The organism is Streptomyces sp. NPDC018964, assembly GCF_044390325.1.
Lineage (GTDB): Bacteria > Actinomycetota > Actinomycetes > Streptomycetales > Streptomycetaceae > Streptomyces.
Map to the genome: position 1 here is coordinate 116,048 of NZ_JBIRYZ010000011.1, position 17,040 is coordinate 133,087.

Here is a 17,040-nt window from a genome sequence, read left to right on the forward strand (position 1 = left end):
CCCAGCGCGGGGCACCCGTACGACGCCGGGCAGCGCACCCCCACCCCCACCCACCGCATCGCGGCCGTATGTGAAGGCTTCGTACGAGATTCAAGCGGGCATGCCGATCGAGGACCACGAAGTCACCGCAGCGATTAACGTCTGATCCGGGAAGCACCCACATGAGCAGCCCCGGCCCGGGACCCTGACCCCGGACCGGGGCTCATGTGCGCGGCGGCCCGCGCCGCCTCGGCTACCGCACGGCGAAGCCGTACACCGTCTCGGACCGGAACACCTCGCCCGGCCTCAGCACCGTGCTCGGGAACTCCGGACGGTTCGGGGAGTCGGGGAAGTGCTGGGTCTCCAGCGCGATGCCGTCGCCGGGGGCGAAGGGCTCCCCGATGTGGTCCGCGGTGTACAGCTGCATGCCGGGCTCGGTGGTCGCCACCGTCAGCACCCGGCCCGACGCCGGGTCGTACAGCTCGGCGACCTCCTCGGCGGCCGCCGTCACCCCCTTGTCGAGCACGAAGTTGTCGTCGTACCCGGTGCCCGCCTTCCGCGCCGTGCGGAAGTCGAAGCGGGTGCCGGAGACGTCGGCGAGCTCACCGCTCGGGATCAGGTCCGCGTCCGACGGGGTGTAGCGGGAGGCCGCGAGCCGCAGCTCGTGCCCGGCCGCGCTGCCGGAGCCGGCGCCGGCCAGGTTCCAGTACGAGTGGTTCGTCAGGTTCACGTGCGTCGGCGCGTCCGTCACCGCCTCGTACGCGATCCCCAGCGCGCCCCGCTCGTCCAGCGTGTACGTCACGGAGACCTCCAGACGGCCCGGGAAGCCCTCCTCGCCGTCCTCGCCGACCAGGGAGAGCCGCAGGCCGTGCTCGACCGGGCTGACGTCCCACACCCGCTTGTCGAAGCCCCGCTCACCGCCGTGCAACGAGTTCGGCCCGTTGTTCGCGGCGAGGGTGTGCTCCCGCCCCTCCAGGGAGAAGCGGGCGCCGGCGATCCGGTTGGCGTACCGGCCGATCAGGGCGCCCAGGAAGGGTTCCGGGTGCCGGAGGTAGCCGTCCAGGTCGGAGAACCCCAGCACCACGTTCCCGGTCCGCCCGTCCCGGTCCGGCACCTCGACGTCCTGCACGATCCCGCCGTAGGACAGGATCCGTACCCGTACGCCCGCCCGCTCCAGGGTCCACCGGTGCACCGGCGTGCCGTCGGAAAGTGTGCCGAAGAGTTCGTTCATGCGCGAAACAATAAGTCACGGCTGCTTCGCGGTGACCGTCCGGTACGCGATCTCGGCCAGCTCGGCCTGCCCGTCGACACTGGGGTGGAACCAGTCCCAGTGGCTCAACTGGTCGGTGCCGAAACGGAACTCGTACACCGCGCCGCCGTCGAAGCGGCAGCGGCGGTCCTCGGCGCAGACCTCCTCCAGCACCTCGTTGTAGTCCTCCACGCGCTTTCGCACCGTCTCGCGCCGCAGTGTCGCCGCCGCGTCCATCGCGTCCGCGTCGCCCAGCATCGACGGGCAGATCCCCAGCTTCCACACCTGCTTGCCCAGCGGATCGGTCCGCCCCTGCGACCAGAGCCGCTTCAGGTTCGGCACACTCGCCACGTACACCTGCGCCTTGGGCAGCGCCTCGCGCAGCGTGCGCATCGCCTCCTCGAAGTCGGCGCGGAAGTCCGCCACCGGCGTCATCGCCGACGTCGTCTCCCGGCAGGCGTCGTTCGCCCCGGCCATCACCGCCACCAGCTCCGGGCTCCGCCGCACCGCCCGCGCCATCTGCCCCGGCAGATCCGCCATCCGGGCCCCGGTCACCGAGTAGTTCCAGCTCCGCCCGGCCGCCCCCGCCCGCCCCAGCAGCCGTACGGCGAGGCTGTCGACCTCCTCGCTGCCGCCCGTCGCCCACGACACCTCGGGGCAGTCCACCAGCACCCCGCACGCGTCGAAGCCGCGCGTGATGGAGTCCCCCACGGCGGCGACCGACTCCGGACTGGTGTCCCACACGGGCGTGGGCTTCGGGGACGGCCGCCCCTCCTGCGCCCCCGTGCCCGACGGGGCGGGGGAGTCACCGCCGACGGCATCGCAGCCGGCCACGCCCAGCGCGGCGGCCGTCACCACGGCGAGCACGGCCCGTGAAGGGCGCCCGCGCCTCCGCCTCGCCTGCTCCATCCGTAGCCTCCCCGTGGGTCGTGGTCCGTCCGTCCCCCACCCATGACAACGCACGAGGGTTCCCGCCCCACCCGCACAGACGTCCTGCGGTTCCCGCCCCCACCCGCACAGGCGTCCTGCCGGGTGAATGACGTACGTTTCCCGGCACCGGGACCGACGGTACGTCACACTCCTTGCGCCGTCGCACGGTAGCCTCGCCATCAACGTGGTCCGACCGGGCCGCGCCCGTTCCGTCCGTTCCAAGACGACCCGCTCAGCCCGGAGGTTCCGGTGACGACTCGTGGAGTTCTGTACGTGCACTCCGCGCCGCGCGCGCTGTGCCCGCACGTCGAGTGGGCCGTCGCCGGGGTGCTCGGCACGCGCGTCAGCCTGGACTGGATCCGCCAGCCCGCCGCGCCCGGCACCTGGCGCTCGGAGTTCTCCTGGCAGGGCCAGGCCGGAACCGCCTCCAAACTCGCCTCCGCGCTGCGCGGCTGGCAGATGCTGCGCTTCGAGGTCACCTCCGAGCCCTGCCCCACCGCCGAGGGCGAGCGCTACAGCTGCACCCCCGATCTGGGCATCTTCCACGCCGTCACCGGCATCCACGGCGACATCCTCATCCCCGAGGACCGCCTCCGCGCCGCCCTGGTCCGCTCCCGGACCGGCGAGACCGACCTGGAGTCGGACATCGCCAGACTCCTCGGCAAGCCCTGGGACGACGAACTGGAACCCTTCAGGTACGCGGGAGAAGGCGCCCCGGTCCGCTGGCTCCACCAGGTGGTCTAGAGAACACCGAGAGGGTGGAGCGCCCCGGAAGGGGCGCGGGGCCGTACCGACTGCGGCTCCGCCGCGCGGGCGCGCTCAGCCCCGACGGACCCGCACCCGACCGCGCTCCCATGGGGTCAAAGGGGCGAAGCCCCTCGAGGAAGGGACGGGCAGGGGCGGCGGGGGCAGAAAACTCCTGGTACGTCCCCACAGCGCCGCATGGCAAAGGGCCCCCGCCCCGGCAAGGGTGAGGGCCCTTCAGACCGACGCCGGTCACACGGACCGGAACGCCAGCACCACGTTGTGCCCGCCGAACCCGAACGAGTCGTTCAGCGCGGCGATCCGCCCGTCCACGGGCAGCTTCCGCGCCTCACCACGGACGACGTCCGCGGCCGCCTCGGCCTCGGGGTCGAGGTTCTCGACGTTGATGGTCGGCGGAGCCACCCGGTGGTACAGCGCGAGCACGGTGGCCACCGACTCCACCCCACCGGCCCCGCCCAGCAGGTGACCCGTCATCGACTTCGTCGCGGAGACCGCGAAGTGGTCCGCGTCGTCCCCGAACACCTTCCGCAGAGCCTTCAGTTCCGCGATGTCACCGGCCGGCGTGGACGTCGCGTGCGCGTTGACGTGCACGATCTCCGCCGGGTCGAGATCCGTCCGCTCCAGCAGGTTCAGCAGGGCCTGCGAGATGCCCCGCCCCTCCGGCTCCGGCTGCACGATGTCGTGCGCGTCGGCCGAGATGCCCTGCCCGACCGCCTCCGCGTAGACACGCGCACCGCGCGCGGCCGCGTGCTCGGCGGACTCCAGGACGATCACGCCCGCGCCCTCACCCATGACGAAGCCGTCCCGGGCGACGTCGTAGGGACGCGAGGCGCCCTCGGGGTCGTCGTTGTTCTTGGACATCGCCATCATGTTGCCGAACGCGGCGATCGGCAGCGGGTGGATCGCCGCCTCCGTGCCGCCCGCGACGACGACGTCGGCCCGGCCGGTGCGGATCATCTCGATGCCGTAACCGATGGCCTCGGCCCCCGACGCGCACGCGGAGACCGGGGTGTGCACACCGGCGCGGGCGCCCACCGCGAGACCCACGTTCGCGGACGGGCCGTTCGGCATCAGCATGGGGACGGTGTGCGGGGAGACACGGCGTACGCCCTTCTCCTTCAGCACGTCGTACTGGTCCAGCAGGGTCGTCACCCCACCGATGCCGGAGGCGATGACCGCGCCGAGCCGGTCAGGGTCGACGGCCGGGTCCTCACCCGCCCTGGCTTCGAACCCGGCGTCGGCCCATGCCTCCTTGGCCGCGATCAGCGCGAACTGCGCCGAGCGGTCCAGACGGCGGGCCTGCGGCCGGGGGATGACCTCGGTGGGCTCCACGGCCACCCGGGCCGCGATACGGACCGCCTGCTCGGCGGCCCATTCCTCCGTGAGGGGCTTGACGCCGGAACGTCCGGCGACCAGGCCCTCCCAGGTCGAGGCTGCGTCGCCACCCAGCGGTGTGGTTGCGCCGATACCGGTGACGACCACGGTGCGATTGGTCGGGCTCATCGGAATTCTTTCTCCAACGTGTTACGAGGATGCGTACGGCGCCACCGCCGGGTGGCGGGGCCGGGGTCCCGGCCCCCGGGCCTCCCGTACGGACGGAAGGCCCGGCAGGGCTCAGGCCTGGTGCTCGAGGATGTACTTCGTCGCGTCACCGACGGTCTTGAGGTTCTTGACGTCGTCGTCCGGGATCTTGACGTCGAAGCGCTCTTCGGCGGCGACGACGACCTCGACCATGGACAGCGAGTCGACGTCCAGGTCGTCGGTGAAGGACTTGTCCAGCTCGACGTCCTCGACCGGGATGCCGGCGATCTCGTTCACGATCTCCGCGAGACCGTCGACGATCTCTTTCTCCGTGGCGGCCATGGTGGCGCTCCTTCTTTGTGATTCCAGAGGGTGTGGCGGTGCTTCCTCACGTACCGGACACATGATCCGGCACGGAGTGCCTAGGGGAGGGTAACGACCGTAGCGGCGTAGACCAGACCCGCCCCGAAGCCGATGACGAGCGCGGTGTCGCCGCTCTTCGCCTCGCCGGTCGCCAGGAGCCGCTCCATCGCGAGCGGAATCGAGGCGGCCGAGGTGTTGCCGGTGGTACGGATGTCACGGGCGACCGTGACGTGCTCCGGCAGTTTCAGGGTCTTCACCATCGAGTCGATGATCCGCACGTTGGCCTGGTGCGGGATGAAGACGTCCAGTTCGTCGGCGGTGATCCCGGCCGCGTCCAGCGCCTGCTGGGCGACCTTCGCCATCTCGAACACGGCCCAGCGGAAGACCGCCTGGCCTTCCTGCGTGATCGCGGGGAACTTCTCGACGGTCCCGTCGCGGTAGTCCGTCCACGGCACGGTCTGCTTGATGGTCTCGGCCTTGTCGCCCTCCGAGCCCCACACGGTCGGGCCGATCGCGGGCTCCTGGGAGGGGCCGACGACCACCGCGCCCGCGCCGTCACCGAACAGGAAGGCCGTGGCCCGGTCCTCCAGGTCGGTCAGGTCGCTCAGCCGTTCCACGCCGATGACGAGCACGTACTCCGCGGATCCTTCGACCACCATGCCCTTGGCCAGCGTCAAGGCATAACCGAAGCCCGCGCAGCCGGCCGAGATGTCGAAGGCGGCGGCCTTGTCCGTGCCCAGCTTGTCGGCGATCTCGGTCGCGACGGCCGGGGTCTGGCTGAAGTGCGAGACGGTCGAGACGACGACGGCGCCGATCTGCGAGGCGTCGATCCCGGCGTCCGCGATCGCCTTGCCCGACGCCTCGATGGACATCGCGGCGACGGTCTCCTCGGCGGACGCCCAGTGCCGGGTCTCGATGCCGGAGCGCGAGCGGATCCACTCGTCGGACGAGTCGATCGTCTCCAGGATCACCTCGTTCGGCACGACCCGGGTGGGCCGGTAGCCGCCCACGCCGAGGATGCGCGCGTACGGGGCGCCCTTGCTGGGCTTGATCTTCGCCATGCGGGTCGGCTCCTTAGGGGCGTCAGGCGTGCTCGGCGATGAGCTCGCGGGCCGCGTCGAGGTCGGCGGGGGTCTTCAGGGCCAGCGTCTTGACGCCGGGCAGCGCACGTTTGGCGAGGCCGGTCAGCGTGCCGCCGGGGCAGACCTCGAGGAGGGCGGTGACGCCGAGCTCCTTGAAGGTCTCCATGCACAGGTCCCAGCGGACCGGGTTGGCGACCTGGCCGACCAGGCGCTCCAGCACCTCGGCACCGGTCGCGACCGCCCGGCCGTCCTTGTTCGACACGTAGGTGACCTTCGGGTCGCCCGGCGTCAGGGCCTCGGCGGCCTTCGCCAGCGTGTCGACCGCGGGGCCCATGTGGTGGGTGTGGAAGGCGCCGGCCACCTTGAGCGCGACGACCTTGCGCACGCCCTCGGGCTTGTCCGCCTCCAGCGCGGCGAGCTGTTCCTTGGTGCCGGCCGCGACGACCTGACCCGCGCCGTTGATGTTCGCCGGGGTCAGGCCCAGCCTCTCCAGGTGCGCCACGGTCACCTCGGGGTCGCCGCCGAGCAGTGCCGCCATGCCGGTCTCGGTGATCGCGGCGGCGTCGGCCATGGCCAGACCCCGCTTGCGGACCAGCGAGAGCGCGGCGGTGTCGTCGAGGACACCCGCGAAGGCGGCGGCGGTGATCTCACCGACGCTGTGGCCGGCGACGGCACCGGGTGCCACGTCCCCGAGCGCGGAGGCGGACAGCAGCCCGGCCGCGACCAGCAGCGGCTGGGCGACGGCCGTGTCGCGGATCTCGTCCGCGTCGGCCTTCGTGCCGTAGTGGACGAGGTCGAGTCCGATGGCGTCGGACCACGCGGCGACGCGCTCCCCGGCACCGGGGAGGGCGAGCCATTCAGTCAGAAAGCCGGGAGTCTGGGCACCCTGGCCGGGAGCGACGAGTACGAGCACTCTCACACTCTCTCTTGGGGACGGCCGCAGCCGCCCGTGGGGACAAGGACGAAGAACAGGAGGCGCTTTTGTGGGGCCCCGACAAAAGGTCAGGGATGGAGAGCGCCATCAGCCAGACGCCCCAGGATCAGCGCGATCCGCAGCGTGAACGCAGAGCGTACATCGGAGGGTGACCATCCGGTGACGTCAGTCACACGTCGGAGCCGGTAACGAACGGTGTTGGGGTGAACGAACAGCATCCGCGCCGCGCCTTCGAGACTGCTCGCCTGTTCGAGATAGACACTGAGCGTCTCCAGCAGCGCGGCCCCGGCCTCCTCCAGCGGTCTGTAGATCTCCTCCACCAACTGCTCACGCGCGGAGGGGTCTCCGGCGATCGCGCGCTCCGGAAGCAGATCGTCCGCCAGTACCGGGCGCGGGGCGTCCTGCCAGGCGGAGCACGCCTTCAGCCCTGCCGCGGCGGCCTGCGCGGACCGGGTCGCGGCCAGCAGGTCGGGCACCACCGGGCCGGCGACGACCGGTCCCGCCGCGTACGGGCCGATCAGCGACCTGGCGACCGCGAGCGGGTTGTCGCTGCCGCCCGCGATCACCACCAGCCGGTCGCCGAGCACCCCGGTCAGCACCTGGAGCTTGGCGTGCCGGGCGGCCCGCCGGATGGCCTCCACGGTCAGTTCGGAGTCCCCGTCGGGCGCGGTGCCCAGCACCACGCACACATGCTCGGGCGAGTTCCATCCCAGGGCGGCGGCCCGCGACACGGCCCCCTCGTCGGCCTCGCCGCTGAGCACAGCGTTCACCACCAGCGACTCCAGCCGGGCGTCCCAGGCACCCCGTGCCTCCGCGGCCTGGGCGTACACCTGGGCCGTGGCGAAGGCGATCTCCCGCGCGTACACCAGTAGCGCCTCACGCAGTATGTTCTCGTCGCCGGGGGCCGCCACCTCGTCGATGGCGGACTCCATGACCTCGATGGTGGTGCGCACCATCTCCACGGTCTGCCGCAGCGTGATCGCCCGGGTCAGCTCGCGCGGCGCGGTACCGAAGACATCGGTGGAGATGGCCTGCGGGGCGTCGGGGTGCCGGAACCACTCGGTGAAGGCGGCGATGCCCGCCTGGGCGACCAGGCCGATCCAGGAACGGTTCTCCGGGGGCATGGCCCGGTACCAGGACAGCGTCTCGTCCATCCGCGCGATCGCCTGCGCGGCGAGGCTGCCGGACGACTTCTGCAGCCGCTTCAACGTCGCGGCGTGCGGATGGGTGGGGCGCGCAGCGGTTTCGTTGGTGCTGGTTTCGGGTTCGGGCACGGGGACAAGACTGCCTTATCGGTACGGCCGCGCGTGTCGCCGGGTCTACGGTGGACGGCGTGATGGACGTACGGCGCGCGCACGAGCGCTACCAGGGCGGCGATCCGGCGGCCGGGATCGAGACCCGCCACGCCTTCTCCTTCGGTCCCCACTACGACCCGGACAACCTCCGCTTCGGCGCGGTGATCGCCTGCAACGAGGAGCGGCTGGCTCCCGGCGCCGGCTTCGACGAGCATCCGCACAGCCACACCGAGATCGTGACCTGGGTGGTGGAGGGCGAGCTGACCCACCGGGACTCCACGGGCCGGGAGACGGTGGTCCGCCCCGGCGACGTCCAGCGCCTGAGCGCCGCGTCGGGCGTCCGCCACGTGGAACGCAACGCCGGCGACCGCCCCCTCACCTTCCTCCAGATGTGGCTGGCCCCGCTGCAACCCGGCGGCGACCCGTCCTACGAGGTCGTCCGGGGCATAGCGGACTCCACCCCGTACGCCCTCCCGGAGGCGGGCGCGATGCTCCATGTCCGCCGCCTGGCGGCGGGGGAGCGGACGGCGGTGCCGGACGGGGCGTACGTGTACGTCCACGTGGTGCGCGGTGAGGTGACGCTGGACGGCGAGACCCTGACCCCGGGCGACGCGACCCGCCTCACGGACGCCGAGGGAACGACCGCGGTGGCGGCGACGGACGCGGAACTGCTCGTGTGGGAGATGACGGCGGTGTGACGAACCCGCGCGAGCCGTCGGCGGTGGGCTCGGCGGGCGCGGGCTGGCGATCGAGGACGCCGTCACCGACCGGTGGGGTGTCACCGTCCGCCCCGACGGGCGGGCAGGGCGGTGTGGTTCGAGTACCTGGGCCGATGCCGGAGGGTGCTCGTCGAGGGCGAACCCCGAGGCGGGCGCGGTCAGGTGACGTCACGCCAGCTCCGCCCCCATGACCATGAGTTGACCCGTTCGCGTTCACCTTGACATCCCCTGTGTGTCGAACCGCGGTCATGATTCCACCGTCATACTTTCCGGCACGTCGTACCGGGCCGGTGGCCGGCGTCGCCGGGGCCGGCTCCTTCCCTGAGGAGAGATGTATGAAGTCGTGGCGTTCCCGTATCGCGGCCGCTGCCGCGGTCGGCACCGCGATGGTCGCCATTCCGCTGACCGCGGGCTCGGCGTCCGCCGCCGTGACCGACCCCTGGGGCTACCAGATGGTCGGTGGGACGGTGGACCAGCTCGAGTGCGCGGAGGCGGGGCAGGAACTCCTCGCCCAGGGATGGGTGAACTTCTACTGCGACTGGAACGACCCGTTCTGGGTCCTGTGGGCCCTTCCCGTGAAGGACCAGCCGCCGACGGGCGGGTGACCGGTACAAGGAAGCCGGAGCCGGCCGGTGGCCGTGGGGCCACCGGCCGGCGCGCGGGGCTCAGCCGCGCAGCTCCGCCAGCACCGCGTCGGTGAACGGCGGCCACGCCTCGATCGCCCAGGGGCCGAAGGCACGGTCCGTCAGGGCCACGCAGGCCACGCCCGCGTCGGGGTCGGTCCACAGGAACGTGCCCGACTGGCCGAAGTGGCCGAAGGCGCGCGGGGAGGACGAGGCGCCCGTCCAGTGCGGCGACTTGGAGTTCCGGATCTCGAAGCCGAGGCCCCAGTCGTTGGGGTTCTGGTGGCCGTAGCCCGGCAGGACGCCCTTGGTGCCGGGGTACTGGACCGTCATCGCCGCGGCGACCGTGCGGGGGTCCAGCAGGCGCGGGGCCTGCACCTCGGCCGCGAAGCGCAGCAGGTCGTCCACCGTGGAGACGGCGTCCTTCGCCGGGGAGCCCGTCAACGAGGTCGACGTCATGCCGAGCGGCTCCAGCACCGCCTGCCGCAGGTACTCCGCGAACGGGATCTCCGTCGCCTTCGCGACATGGTCGCCGAGCTGCTCGAACCCGGCGTTGGAGTACAGGCGCCGCTCACCCGGTGCCGAGGTCACCTTGTGCTCGTCGAAGGCGAGCCCCGAGGTGTGCGCGAGCAGGTGCCGGACCGTCGAGCCCTCCGGGCCCGCCGGTTCGTCCAGCTCGATCGCGCCCTCCTCGTACGCCACGAGCACCGCGTACGCCGCGAGCGGCTTGGTGACCGAGGCCAGCGGGAAGCGGTGACCGGCGGGGCCGTGGGTGCCGAGGACGGTGCCGTCCGCCCGTACGACACCCGCCGCGGCGGTGGGAACCGGCCAGTTCTCGATCAACGCGAGGCTCTTCAGCGACATGCCGTCGAGCCTAAGCGCTCGGAGGATCAGCTCCGGCAACGGGTCCGGCCGGGGCCTGAAGCCCGGCGCGACGTACAGCGGCTCCGCCTGCGCGGACGCGGTGAGGCGGACCCGCCGGGCACCGTGCTCGCGGAACCATTCCAGCAGCGTCTCCCGCAGGCGCGTGCGTAGCCGCGACGGCGGGCGTCCGGGTCGGTGCCGTGCGGATCGCGTGTGCCGCCGACGCGGTACTCCAGCGAGCCGGCCGCCGGCGTGCCCGGCTCGCTCCGGGTGGTCCACGACGAACGCCACGAAGGTGCCGTCCGGCTCGGACAGGGGCATCGAGTCGATCACCACCCGGTGCGGACGGAGCGCTTCCTCCGGTGTCGCACGGCGTACAGAGGTCATGGCCGTACGCCGATCAGCCGCGGACCTCCCCGTCCTGCCCGTTTCTCACCTTCGCCGCTTGCTTGGAGTGCACTCCAGCGTTCTAGCGTGGGGACCATGACGGTGACGGAGACGGAGACCACCACGGGGCCCGGCGCGGACACCTGCGTCGGGCCGCCGCAGGGGAATCGACGACCGGACGGCGCGGACAGGTACACGATCAGCGAGGTCGTCGCCCTCACTGGGCTGACGGCGCACACCCTGCGCTGGTACGAGCGCATCGGACTGATGCCGCACATCGACCGGTCCCACACCGGCCAGCGCCGCTACAGCAACCGCGACCTCGACTGGCTCGCCCTCGTCGGCAAGCTCCGCCTGACCGGGATGCCGGTCGCGGACATGGTGCGGTACGCGGAACTGGTCCGCGCGGGCGACCACACGTACACCGAGCGTTTCGAGCTGCTGAAGCAGACCCGCGAGGACGTACTGTCCCGGATCGCCGAACTCCAGGGCACGCTCGCCGTGCTCGACCGGAAGATCGACTTCTACGCGGACGCCGGGCGCGCCCTGGCGTCGGAGAGGGCATGATGACCAACGCCAGGATCGGCACGGCCGTACTGGGCGGGGGCGGCCCCGAGGTGGGCGTGCAGGGCCTTGGCTGCATGGGCATGAGCTTCGCGTACGGGCCCACGGACGCGGACGCCTCCCGGGCGACCCTGGAGCGGGCCCTGGAACTCGGGGTCACGCTCTACGACACGGCGGACGCGTACGGCGCGGGCGACAACGAGCGGTTCCTCGCCCCCTTCTTCAAGGCGCACCGGGACGAGGTGGTCATCGCCACCAAGTTCGCCCTGTCGATCCCGCCGGAGGACCCGACCCGGCGGATCATCCGCAACGACGCGCCGTACATCCGCGAGGCCGTCGAGGCGAGCCTGAAGCGCCTGGACGTCGACGTGATCGACCTCTACTACATGCACCGGCGCGACGTGAACGTGCCGATCGAGGAGACCGTCGGCGTCATGGCCGAGCTGGTGCGCGAGGGCAAGGTCAAGCAGCTGGGCCTGAGCGAGGTCACGGCCGACGAACTGCGCGCCGCGCACGGGGTGCACCCGATCGCCGCCGTGCAGTCGGAGTGGTCGCTGTTCAGCCGGGACATCGAGGCGAGGGTCGTACCGGCCGCGCGTGAACTGGGCGTGACCCTCGTCCCGTACTCGCCGCTGGGGCGAGGCTTCCTCACGGGTTCCTTCGTCAATGCCGACCAGGACCTCACGGCCGACGACTTCCGCCGCCAGCAGCCCCGCTTCACGGGCGACAACGCGGCGGCCAACGCGGCCCTCCTGGAACCGGTCCGCTCCGTGGCCGAGGCCCATGGCGCCACCCCCGGCCAGATCGCCCTGGCCTGGGTCCACCAGCGGTCGCAGGTCCACAACCTCCCGGTCGTCCCCATCCCGGGCACCCGCAGGCCGGCCAGGGTGGAGGAGAACACGGCGGCGACCCGCATCGAACTGACGGCGGAGGAACTGGCCCTCCTGGAGCCCATCGCGTCCGAGGTGTCCGGACCCCGCTACGCGGACATGACCTTCGTCTCCGCGGGACGGGAGTAGGACGACGTCCCCGGGAACGCGGGGCCGCACCGGTGTGCGGCCCCGCCGCGTGGGCGCGACCGGCCACGGACGGCCTGAGGCCACGGCAGAACCGCACCGGGCAGGACGCTAGAGCTCCGCGAGCAACTCCGCCTTCTTGGAGGAGAACTCCTCATCGGTCACCAGGCCGGCCTGGTGGAGTTCCCCCAAGTGCCGGATCCGGTCGGCGATGTCCGCGGGGTCCCGGCGCGCCCGCGCCGTGGACACCGCCGGCACCGGCGCACAGTCGCGCACCGCCGCCAGCACGGCCGCCGCGAACGGCAACGACTCGTGCACGGGCCCGTACCCCAGCCCGAACACCACGGCGGCCGGATCCTGATCGGGCTGACCGGAAGGCGCCCCCGCGTCCCGCCGCAGCAACCGCAGGTGCCCCTCGAACACCTCCGGCGACCGCCACTCCACCCCGCTCAGCTCACCCACCGCGAACCGCTGGTCGCCGGCCTTCCACTTCGCCGACGACGCCCCCGTCCAGAACCACCGGAACGACACCGCCGTACCGTCGAAGGTCGCCTTGCCGTCGTACGCCTTGAACTGCAGCGGCACCTCGGGGGCGGCCACCAGATGGCGTTCGGCGGGCCCGGACTCGGACAGCTGCGCGCGCAGTTCGTCGGCGTAGTACTCGGCGAGCGTCTCGCGTTCGGCGGGCAGCACCAGCCGGTAGGGGTCGCTGCTCTCCTTCAACTGCCCGGAGGCGGCCTCCAGCAGCGGATCGGCCCCGGGCCGGAGCTCGATCCGCAGGACCACCGTCCCGCGCTTGCCGGGCGCGAGGGACACCCCCTCGATCGCCTCCAGCGGAACACGCCGCTCCCCGAGCGCCTGGAACAGCTTGGGCGTTCGGATCCCCCGTTCGTAACGGATGAGCACGGAGTCGGACCCGAACTCCCAGGCGGCATGAAATCCGGCCAGTACATCACCCATGCGGCTCATCGTATGCGGCACGAGCTTCTCCGTTCCCTCCCCGCGCATACCGCAGTATCTCCGCCTCTACGCGCGTCCGGTAGTGGTCGTACCGGACAAACCCGCCCGGCAGACGTCGTTCTCGCCCGCACAGGACACCGCGAGGTATGCGCCAACACCGATCTCGGCGAAGTTCCGCAGGCTGTCCGTGCCCGGTTCGAAGTACCCGGCGTGTCCCTTCGCCTCCCGCGCCGACAGCACCCGCGCACCGAACCCCGCCGCCACCGGGTCGGCCCCGTGCCCCAGACCGCCGAGCTCCAGGTACGGCACGTCCTGGATCCAGTCGTCGGCGTCCCGCATCGCCCACACCCGGGCGGTGGTGCGCAGCTGGGACACCTCCTCGACCCGCATGCCGGGGCTGCCGGCCACCGCGATGTCGGCCACCCGTTCCGGCAGCCGGTGTGCGGCGACGCCGCACACCACCGAACCGTAGCTGTGGCAGAACAGCGAGACCGGGGCGATCCCGGGCAGTCCGCGCACCAGCGCGTCCAGCCGCAGCGCGCCGTCCTCGGCGCGCATCGCCGTGGCCGCGTCCATGCCGACTCCGCTGGGGGCGGTGTAGTCGGCCCAGGCGATCACGGCGGTCCGGGTCGAGGGAGCGGCGTCGCGCTCCGCCGCGTACAGGGACCTCGCCATGCCGACGGGGGCCGAGTGGGCGCGCCGGGTGCGCTGGAAGGTCAGCAGGTCGGTGTCGACGCCGGGGACGACGACCGAGATCCGCTCGGCCCCGCGCAGGTCGCCGAGGACCTCGGCGACCCGGCCGGGGCCCGCCGGGTCGAAGGCGAGGATGTGCCGGCCGGGGCGCATCAGCGCCTCGAAGCGGTCCAGCCGGCGCGCGGCCTGCCACTGGCCCGAGGCCGTGAGACGGGTGTCGTGCACGCGTCCGAGTTCGACCCTGCGGGCCTGCCCCAGCGCGATGCGGTTGGCGCGGTAACGCAGCTGGACCGGCGCGCCGTTCATGTTGCCGACCGCGAGCGGATAGCGGCGGGCGAGACTCGCACGCTGCCCCTCGGTGAGCGAGGCGAAGAACCGGGCCAGCCGCGCGGGCGCCGACTGCGGGTCCGGCAGCCGGTGGCCGCCTATCCGGCCGTGCTCCCAGGCGTCGAGCGACGCCTGGAGCGGAGCGGGGTGACGCTGATGGCGCAGCGCCGTCCAGCCCGTGGTCGCCAGCATCACGAAAACGACGGCGAGCGCGAGCAGCGCGCGCCAGACGTTCAGTTGCGGGGAGGTGTCGAAGGAAGTCACTGGGAGGACACACTAGGAGAACGGACGTGTCTCGCGTGAATCAAGTGACGGGGATCACGTTTCGTTGTGCCGATCCGGGGATGGGTCCGTACGCCAGTTCTCCGCGAGCGCCGGTCCCACATGGTCCAGACAGGTCCTCATCAGGTCCCGCATGGCCGTCGTGCCGAGGTCGTCCCCGGCGGACCAGAGCCGCTCCGCCACGCGGATCACCCCGCTGAACGCGGCCACCAGGATCCTCGGCCGGGGGTCGGCGTCCACGTCGACCCCCTCCCGCTCGGCGACGATGCGGGCCAGTTCCTCCTCCAGCTCCGTCGCGCGGCGCAGATGGGCGGCGAGCAGGACGGGCGTCGACTCGATCACCCGGTAGACACGCATGTGCAGGTCCAGGGGGACGAGTTGTTCGACGGCCGCGTTGATGCCGTCCCAGCTGTCCAGCACGGCCCGGCGCAGCACCTCCAGCGGCGCCTCACCCGGCGGGCGTTCGCGTACGGCCTCGATGACGTGCGACTCCGCGAGCCGGGGGACGAAGAACGCCACCTCCTCCTTGCTGGCGAAGTAGCGGAAGAAGGTGCGCTGCGAGACGTCGACGGCCGCGGCGATGTCGTCGACGGTCGTCCCCTCGTAGCCGCGCGTGGCGATCAGCTCCAGCGCGGCCCGGACCAGTGCGTCCCGGGTGCGCTGCTTCTTCAGCTCTCTCAGACCCGGCCGCGGCAGCGCACCCACGGCGGTCACGACCGTCCCCATCGCTCCTCCTGGAACTGTTTCTCCTGTTCAGGCTATACGCGCATGTCCTGTCAGTGACTGACTGGTGAATTGGTTTGTCAACTGTCAGCGGCTGACATTAGCCTCGAACGTATGACTAGTCAGACCACCATCGACAAGACGGGGCCGGGGGACGGTACGCCGGCCGCCCCGTCGGACGGGACCCCGGGCAAGGGGTTGCGCGGGCACCCCTGGTACACCCTCATCACCGTCGCCGTGGGCGTCATGATGGTGGCCCTCGACGGCACCATCGTGGCCATCGCGAACCCGGCCATCGGCGACGACCTGGGCGCCTCGCTGTCGGAGCTCCAGTGGATCACCAACGCCTACTTCCTCGCGCTCGCGGTCTGCCTGATCACCGCGGGCAAGCTCGGTGACCGCTTCGGGCACCGCCAGACCTTCCTCATCGGCGTCGTCGGCTTCGCCGCAGCGTCGGGGGCCATCGGTCTGTCCGACAGCATCGCGCTGGTCATCGTCTTCCGTGTGTTCCAGGGGCTGTTCGGGGCGCTGCTGATGCCGGCCGCGCTCGGTCTGCTGCGGGCCACGTTCCCGGCCGAGAAGCTCAACATGGCCATCGGCATCTGGGGCATGGTCATCGGTGCCTCCACCGCGGGCGGCCCGATCCTCGGCGGTGTCCTCGTCGAGCACGTCAACTGGCAGTCGGTGTTCTTCATCAACGTGCCGGTCGGCGTCCTCGCCGTCGCGCTCGGCGTGTGGATCCTGCTCGACCACCGGGCGGAGAACGCCCCGCGCTCCTTCGACCTGCTCGGCATAGCCCTGCTGTCGGCCGCGATGTTCTGCCTCGTCTGGGCGCTGATCAAGGCCCCCGAGTGGGGCTGGGGCGACATCCAGACCTGGTCGTTCATCATCGGCTCGTTCGTCGGCTTCGGGGCCTTCGCCTTCTGGGAGACGAAGGTGCGGGAGCCGCTGATCCCGCTGGCGCTGTTCCGTTCCGTGCCGCTGTCCGCGGGTGTCGTGCTGATGGTCCTGATGGCCATCGCCTTCATGGGCGGCCTGTTCTTCGTCACCTTCTACCTGCAGAACGTGCACGGCATGAGCCCGATCGACGCCGGCCTGCACCTGCTGCCGCTCACCGGCATGATGATCGTCGGCTCGCCGCTGGCCGGAGTGATGATCACCAAGGTCGGCCCGCGCATCCCGCTCGCCGGCGGCATGGCGTTCACCGCGCTCGCCATGTACGGCATGTCGACGCTGGAGACGGACACCGGCAGCGCCGTGATGTCGCTCTGGTTCGCCCTGCTGGGCCTCGGCCTCGCGCCCGTCATGGTCGGCGCCACCGAGGTCATCGTCGGCAACGCGCCGCTCGAGCTCTCCGGCGTCGCCGGTGGCCTCCAGCAGGCCGCCATGCAGATCGGCGGCAGCCTCGGCACGGCCGTGCTCGGCGCCGTGATGGCCTCCAAGGTCGACGGCGACCTCGAGGGCAACTGGGCGGAGGCCGGGCTCCCGCCGCTCACCCCGGAGCAGGCCGGACAGGCTTCCGAGGCCGTGCAGGTCGGTGTGGCTCCGGTGGCCGAGGGCACCCCGCCGGAGATCGCCGCGAAGATCACCGGCGTCGCCCACGACACCTTCATCTCCGGCATGAGCATGGCGTCCCTGGTCGCCGCCGGAGTCGCCGCCGTGGCGGTGCTGGTCGCCTTCCTCACCAAGCGCGGTGAGAACGCGGAGGCGGGCGCGGGCGTCGGCCACATCTGAATTCACCGCGGAAGCGGGGGTACCCGTCAT

Annotated in this window: 17 protein-coding genes and 1 pseudogene; 6 read left to right on the forward strand and 12 right to left on the reverse strand. The window is 71.7% G+C overall.

The genetic code is table 11. The features are described from left to right. Window positions 1–232 precede the first annotated feature (232 nt). Both ACH5AO_RS20465 and ACH5AO_RS20470 read right to left on the reverse strand, forming a co-directional pair. The gene (locus ACH5AO_RS20465; RefSeq protein WP_398926569.1) at window positions 233–1,210 is read right to left on the reverse strand and encodes an aldose epimerase family protein; all 978 of its coding nucleotides are present in this window, start codon (window positions 1,208–1,210) and stop codon (window positions 233–235) included. 15 nt (window positions 1,211–1,225) lie between these two features. Further along, window positions 1,226–2,137 (reverse strand): SGNH/GDSL hydrolase family protein, encoded by a 912-nt coding sequence (locus tag ACH5AO_RS20470; protein WP_398926571.1) that lies wholly within the window; start codon window positions 2,135–2,137, stop codon window positions 1,226–1,228. Window positions 2,138–2,407: 270 nt separating this feature from the next. On the opposite strand from ACH5AO_RS20470, the gene ACH5AO_RS20475 reads away from it, so the two are divergent. After that, a complete protein-coding gene (locus ACH5AO_RS20475) occupies window positions 2,408–2,902 on the forward strand; it encodes a DUF3145 domain-containing protein (RefSeq protein WP_398926573.1) in 495 nt (164 codons plus the stop codon). Between the two features lie 252 nt (window positions 2,903–3,154). Here ACH5AO_RS20475 and fabF read toward each other — a convergent pair whose 3' ends face one another. The 5 genes from fabF to fasR all read right to left on the reverse strand — a co-directional run bounded on the left by fabF (window position 3,155) and on the right by fasR (window position 8,097). Continuing rightward, window positions 3,155–4,426: a beta-ketoacyl-ACP synthase II gene (fabF, locus tag ACH5AO_RS20480; protein WP_398926575.1), complete on the reverse strand. Its 1,272-nt coding sequence runs from the start codon at window positions 4,424–4,426 to the stop codon at window positions 3,155–3,157. A gap of 111 nt (window positions 4,427–4,537) precedes the next feature. Then, a complete protein-coding gene (locus ACH5AO_RS20485) occupies window positions 4,538–4,786 on the reverse strand; it encodes an acyl carrier protein (protein ID WP_085571157.1) in 249 nt (82 codons plus the stop codon). A gap of 80 nt (window positions 4,787–4,866) precedes the next feature. Continuing rightward, a complete protein-coding gene (locus ACH5AO_RS20490; protein WP_398926577.1) occupies window positions 4,867–5,868 on the reverse strand; it encodes a ketoacyl-ACP synthase III in 1,002 nt (333 codons plus the stop codon). Between the two features lie 22 nt (window positions 5,869–5,890). Then, window positions 5,891–6,802 carry an ACP S-malonyltransferase gene (locus ACH5AO_RS20495; RefSeq protein WP_398926579.1) on the reverse strand — a complete coding sequence of 304 codons (912 nt, stop codon included), beginning with the start codon at window positions 6,800–6,802 and terminating at the stop codon, window positions 5,891–5,893. Between the two features lie 89 nt (window positions 6,803–6,891). Continuing rightward, entirely contained in the window at window positions 6,892–8,097 is a 1,206-nt protein-coding gene (gene fasR, locus ACH5AO_RS20500; protein ID WP_398926582.1) for a fatty acid biosynthesis transcriptional regulator FasR, read from the reverse strand. A gap of 62 nt (window positions 8,098–8,159) precedes the next feature. Between fasR and ACH5AO_RS20505 the strand changes: the two genes are divergently transcribed. Next, window positions 8,160–8,816 (forward strand): pirin family protein, encoded by a 657-nt coding sequence (locus ACH5AO_RS20505; RefSeq protein WP_398926866.1) that lies wholly within the window; start codon window positions 8,160–8,162, stop codon window positions 8,814–8,816. A gap of 356 nt (window positions 8,817–9,172) precedes the next feature. Next, window positions 9,173–9,442: a hypothetical protein gene (locus ACH5AO_RS20510; RefSeq protein WP_398926584.1), complete on the forward strand. Its 270-nt coding sequence runs from the start codon at window positions 9,173–9,175 to the stop codon at window positions 9,440–9,442. A gap of 60 nt (window positions 9,443–9,502) precedes the next feature. Here the strand turns inward: ACH5AO_RS20510 and ACH5AO_RS20515 are convergent, their stop codons facing one another. Both ACH5AO_RS20515 and ACH5AO_RS20520 read right to left on the reverse strand, forming a co-directional pair. Further along, window positions 9,503–10,324 carry a serine hydrolase domain-containing protein gene (locus ACH5AO_RS20515; protein ID WP_398926867.1) on the reverse strand — a complete coding sequence of 274 codons (822 nt, stop codon included), beginning with the start codon at window positions 10,322–10,324 and terminating at the stop codon, window positions 9,503–9,505. Window positions 10,325–10,345: 21 nt separating this feature from the next. Further along, window positions 10,346–10,711: pseudogene (locus ACH5AO_RS20520) on the reverse strand (GNAT family N-acetyltransferase); the annotation flags it as partial. A gap of 96 nt (window positions 10,712–10,807) precedes the next feature. Here ACH5AO_RS20520 and ACH5AO_RS20525 point away from each other — a divergent pair. Both ACH5AO_RS20525 and ACH5AO_RS20530 read left to right on the forward strand, forming a co-directional pair. After that, window positions 10,808–11,278: a MerR family transcriptional regulator gene (locus ACH5AO_RS20525; protein ID WP_398926586.1), complete on the forward strand. Its 471-nt coding sequence runs from the start codon at window positions 10,808–10,810 to the stop codon at window positions 11,276–11,278. Beyond that, window positions 11,278–12,294, forward strand: coding sequence for an aldo/keto reductase (locus ACH5AO_RS20530; RefSeq protein WP_398926868.1), 1,017 nt, complete (start codon window positions 11,278–11,280; stop codon window positions 12,292–12,294). Before ACH5AO_RS20525 ends, ACH5AO_RS20530 begins: the two co-directional genes overlap by 1 nt. A 108-nt stretch (window positions 12,295–12,402) precedes the next feature. Here the strand turns inward: ACH5AO_RS20530 and ACH5AO_RS20535 are convergent, their stop codons facing one another. The 3 genes from ACH5AO_RS20535 to ACH5AO_RS20545 form a co-directional block, all read right to left on the reverse strand. Further along, window positions 12,403–13,251, reverse strand: coding sequence for a DUF4429 domain-containing protein (locus ACH5AO_RS20535; RefSeq protein WP_398926588.1), 849 nt, complete (start codon window positions 13,249–13,251; stop codon window positions 12,403–12,405). 66 nt (window positions 13,252–13,317) lie between these two features. Continuing rightward, on the reverse strand, window positions 13,318–14,535 hold the full coding sequence (locus ACH5AO_RS20540; RefSeq protein WP_398926590.1) for an alpha/beta hydrolase: 1,218 nt from the start codon (window positions 14,533–14,535) through the stop codon (window positions 13,318–13,320). 54 nt (window positions 14,536–14,589) lie between these two features. Then, on the reverse strand, window positions 14,590–15,279 hold the full coding sequence (locus ACH5AO_RS20545; RefSeq protein ID WP_398926593.1) for a TetR/AcrR family transcriptional regulator: 690 nt from the start codon (window positions 15,277–15,279) through the stop codon (window positions 14,590–14,592). Between the two features lie 111 nt (window positions 15,280–15,390). Here ACH5AO_RS20545 and ACH5AO_RS20550 point away from each other — a divergent pair, with 111 nt between their 5' ends. Continuing rightward, the gene (locus tag ACH5AO_RS20550) at window positions 15,391–17,010 is read left to right on the forward strand and encodes an MFS transporter (RefSeq protein WP_398926595.1); all 1,620 of its coding nucleotides are present in this window, start codon (window positions 15,391–15,393) and stop codon (window positions 17,008–17,010) included. Window positions 17,011–17,040 lie beyond the last annotated feature (30 nt).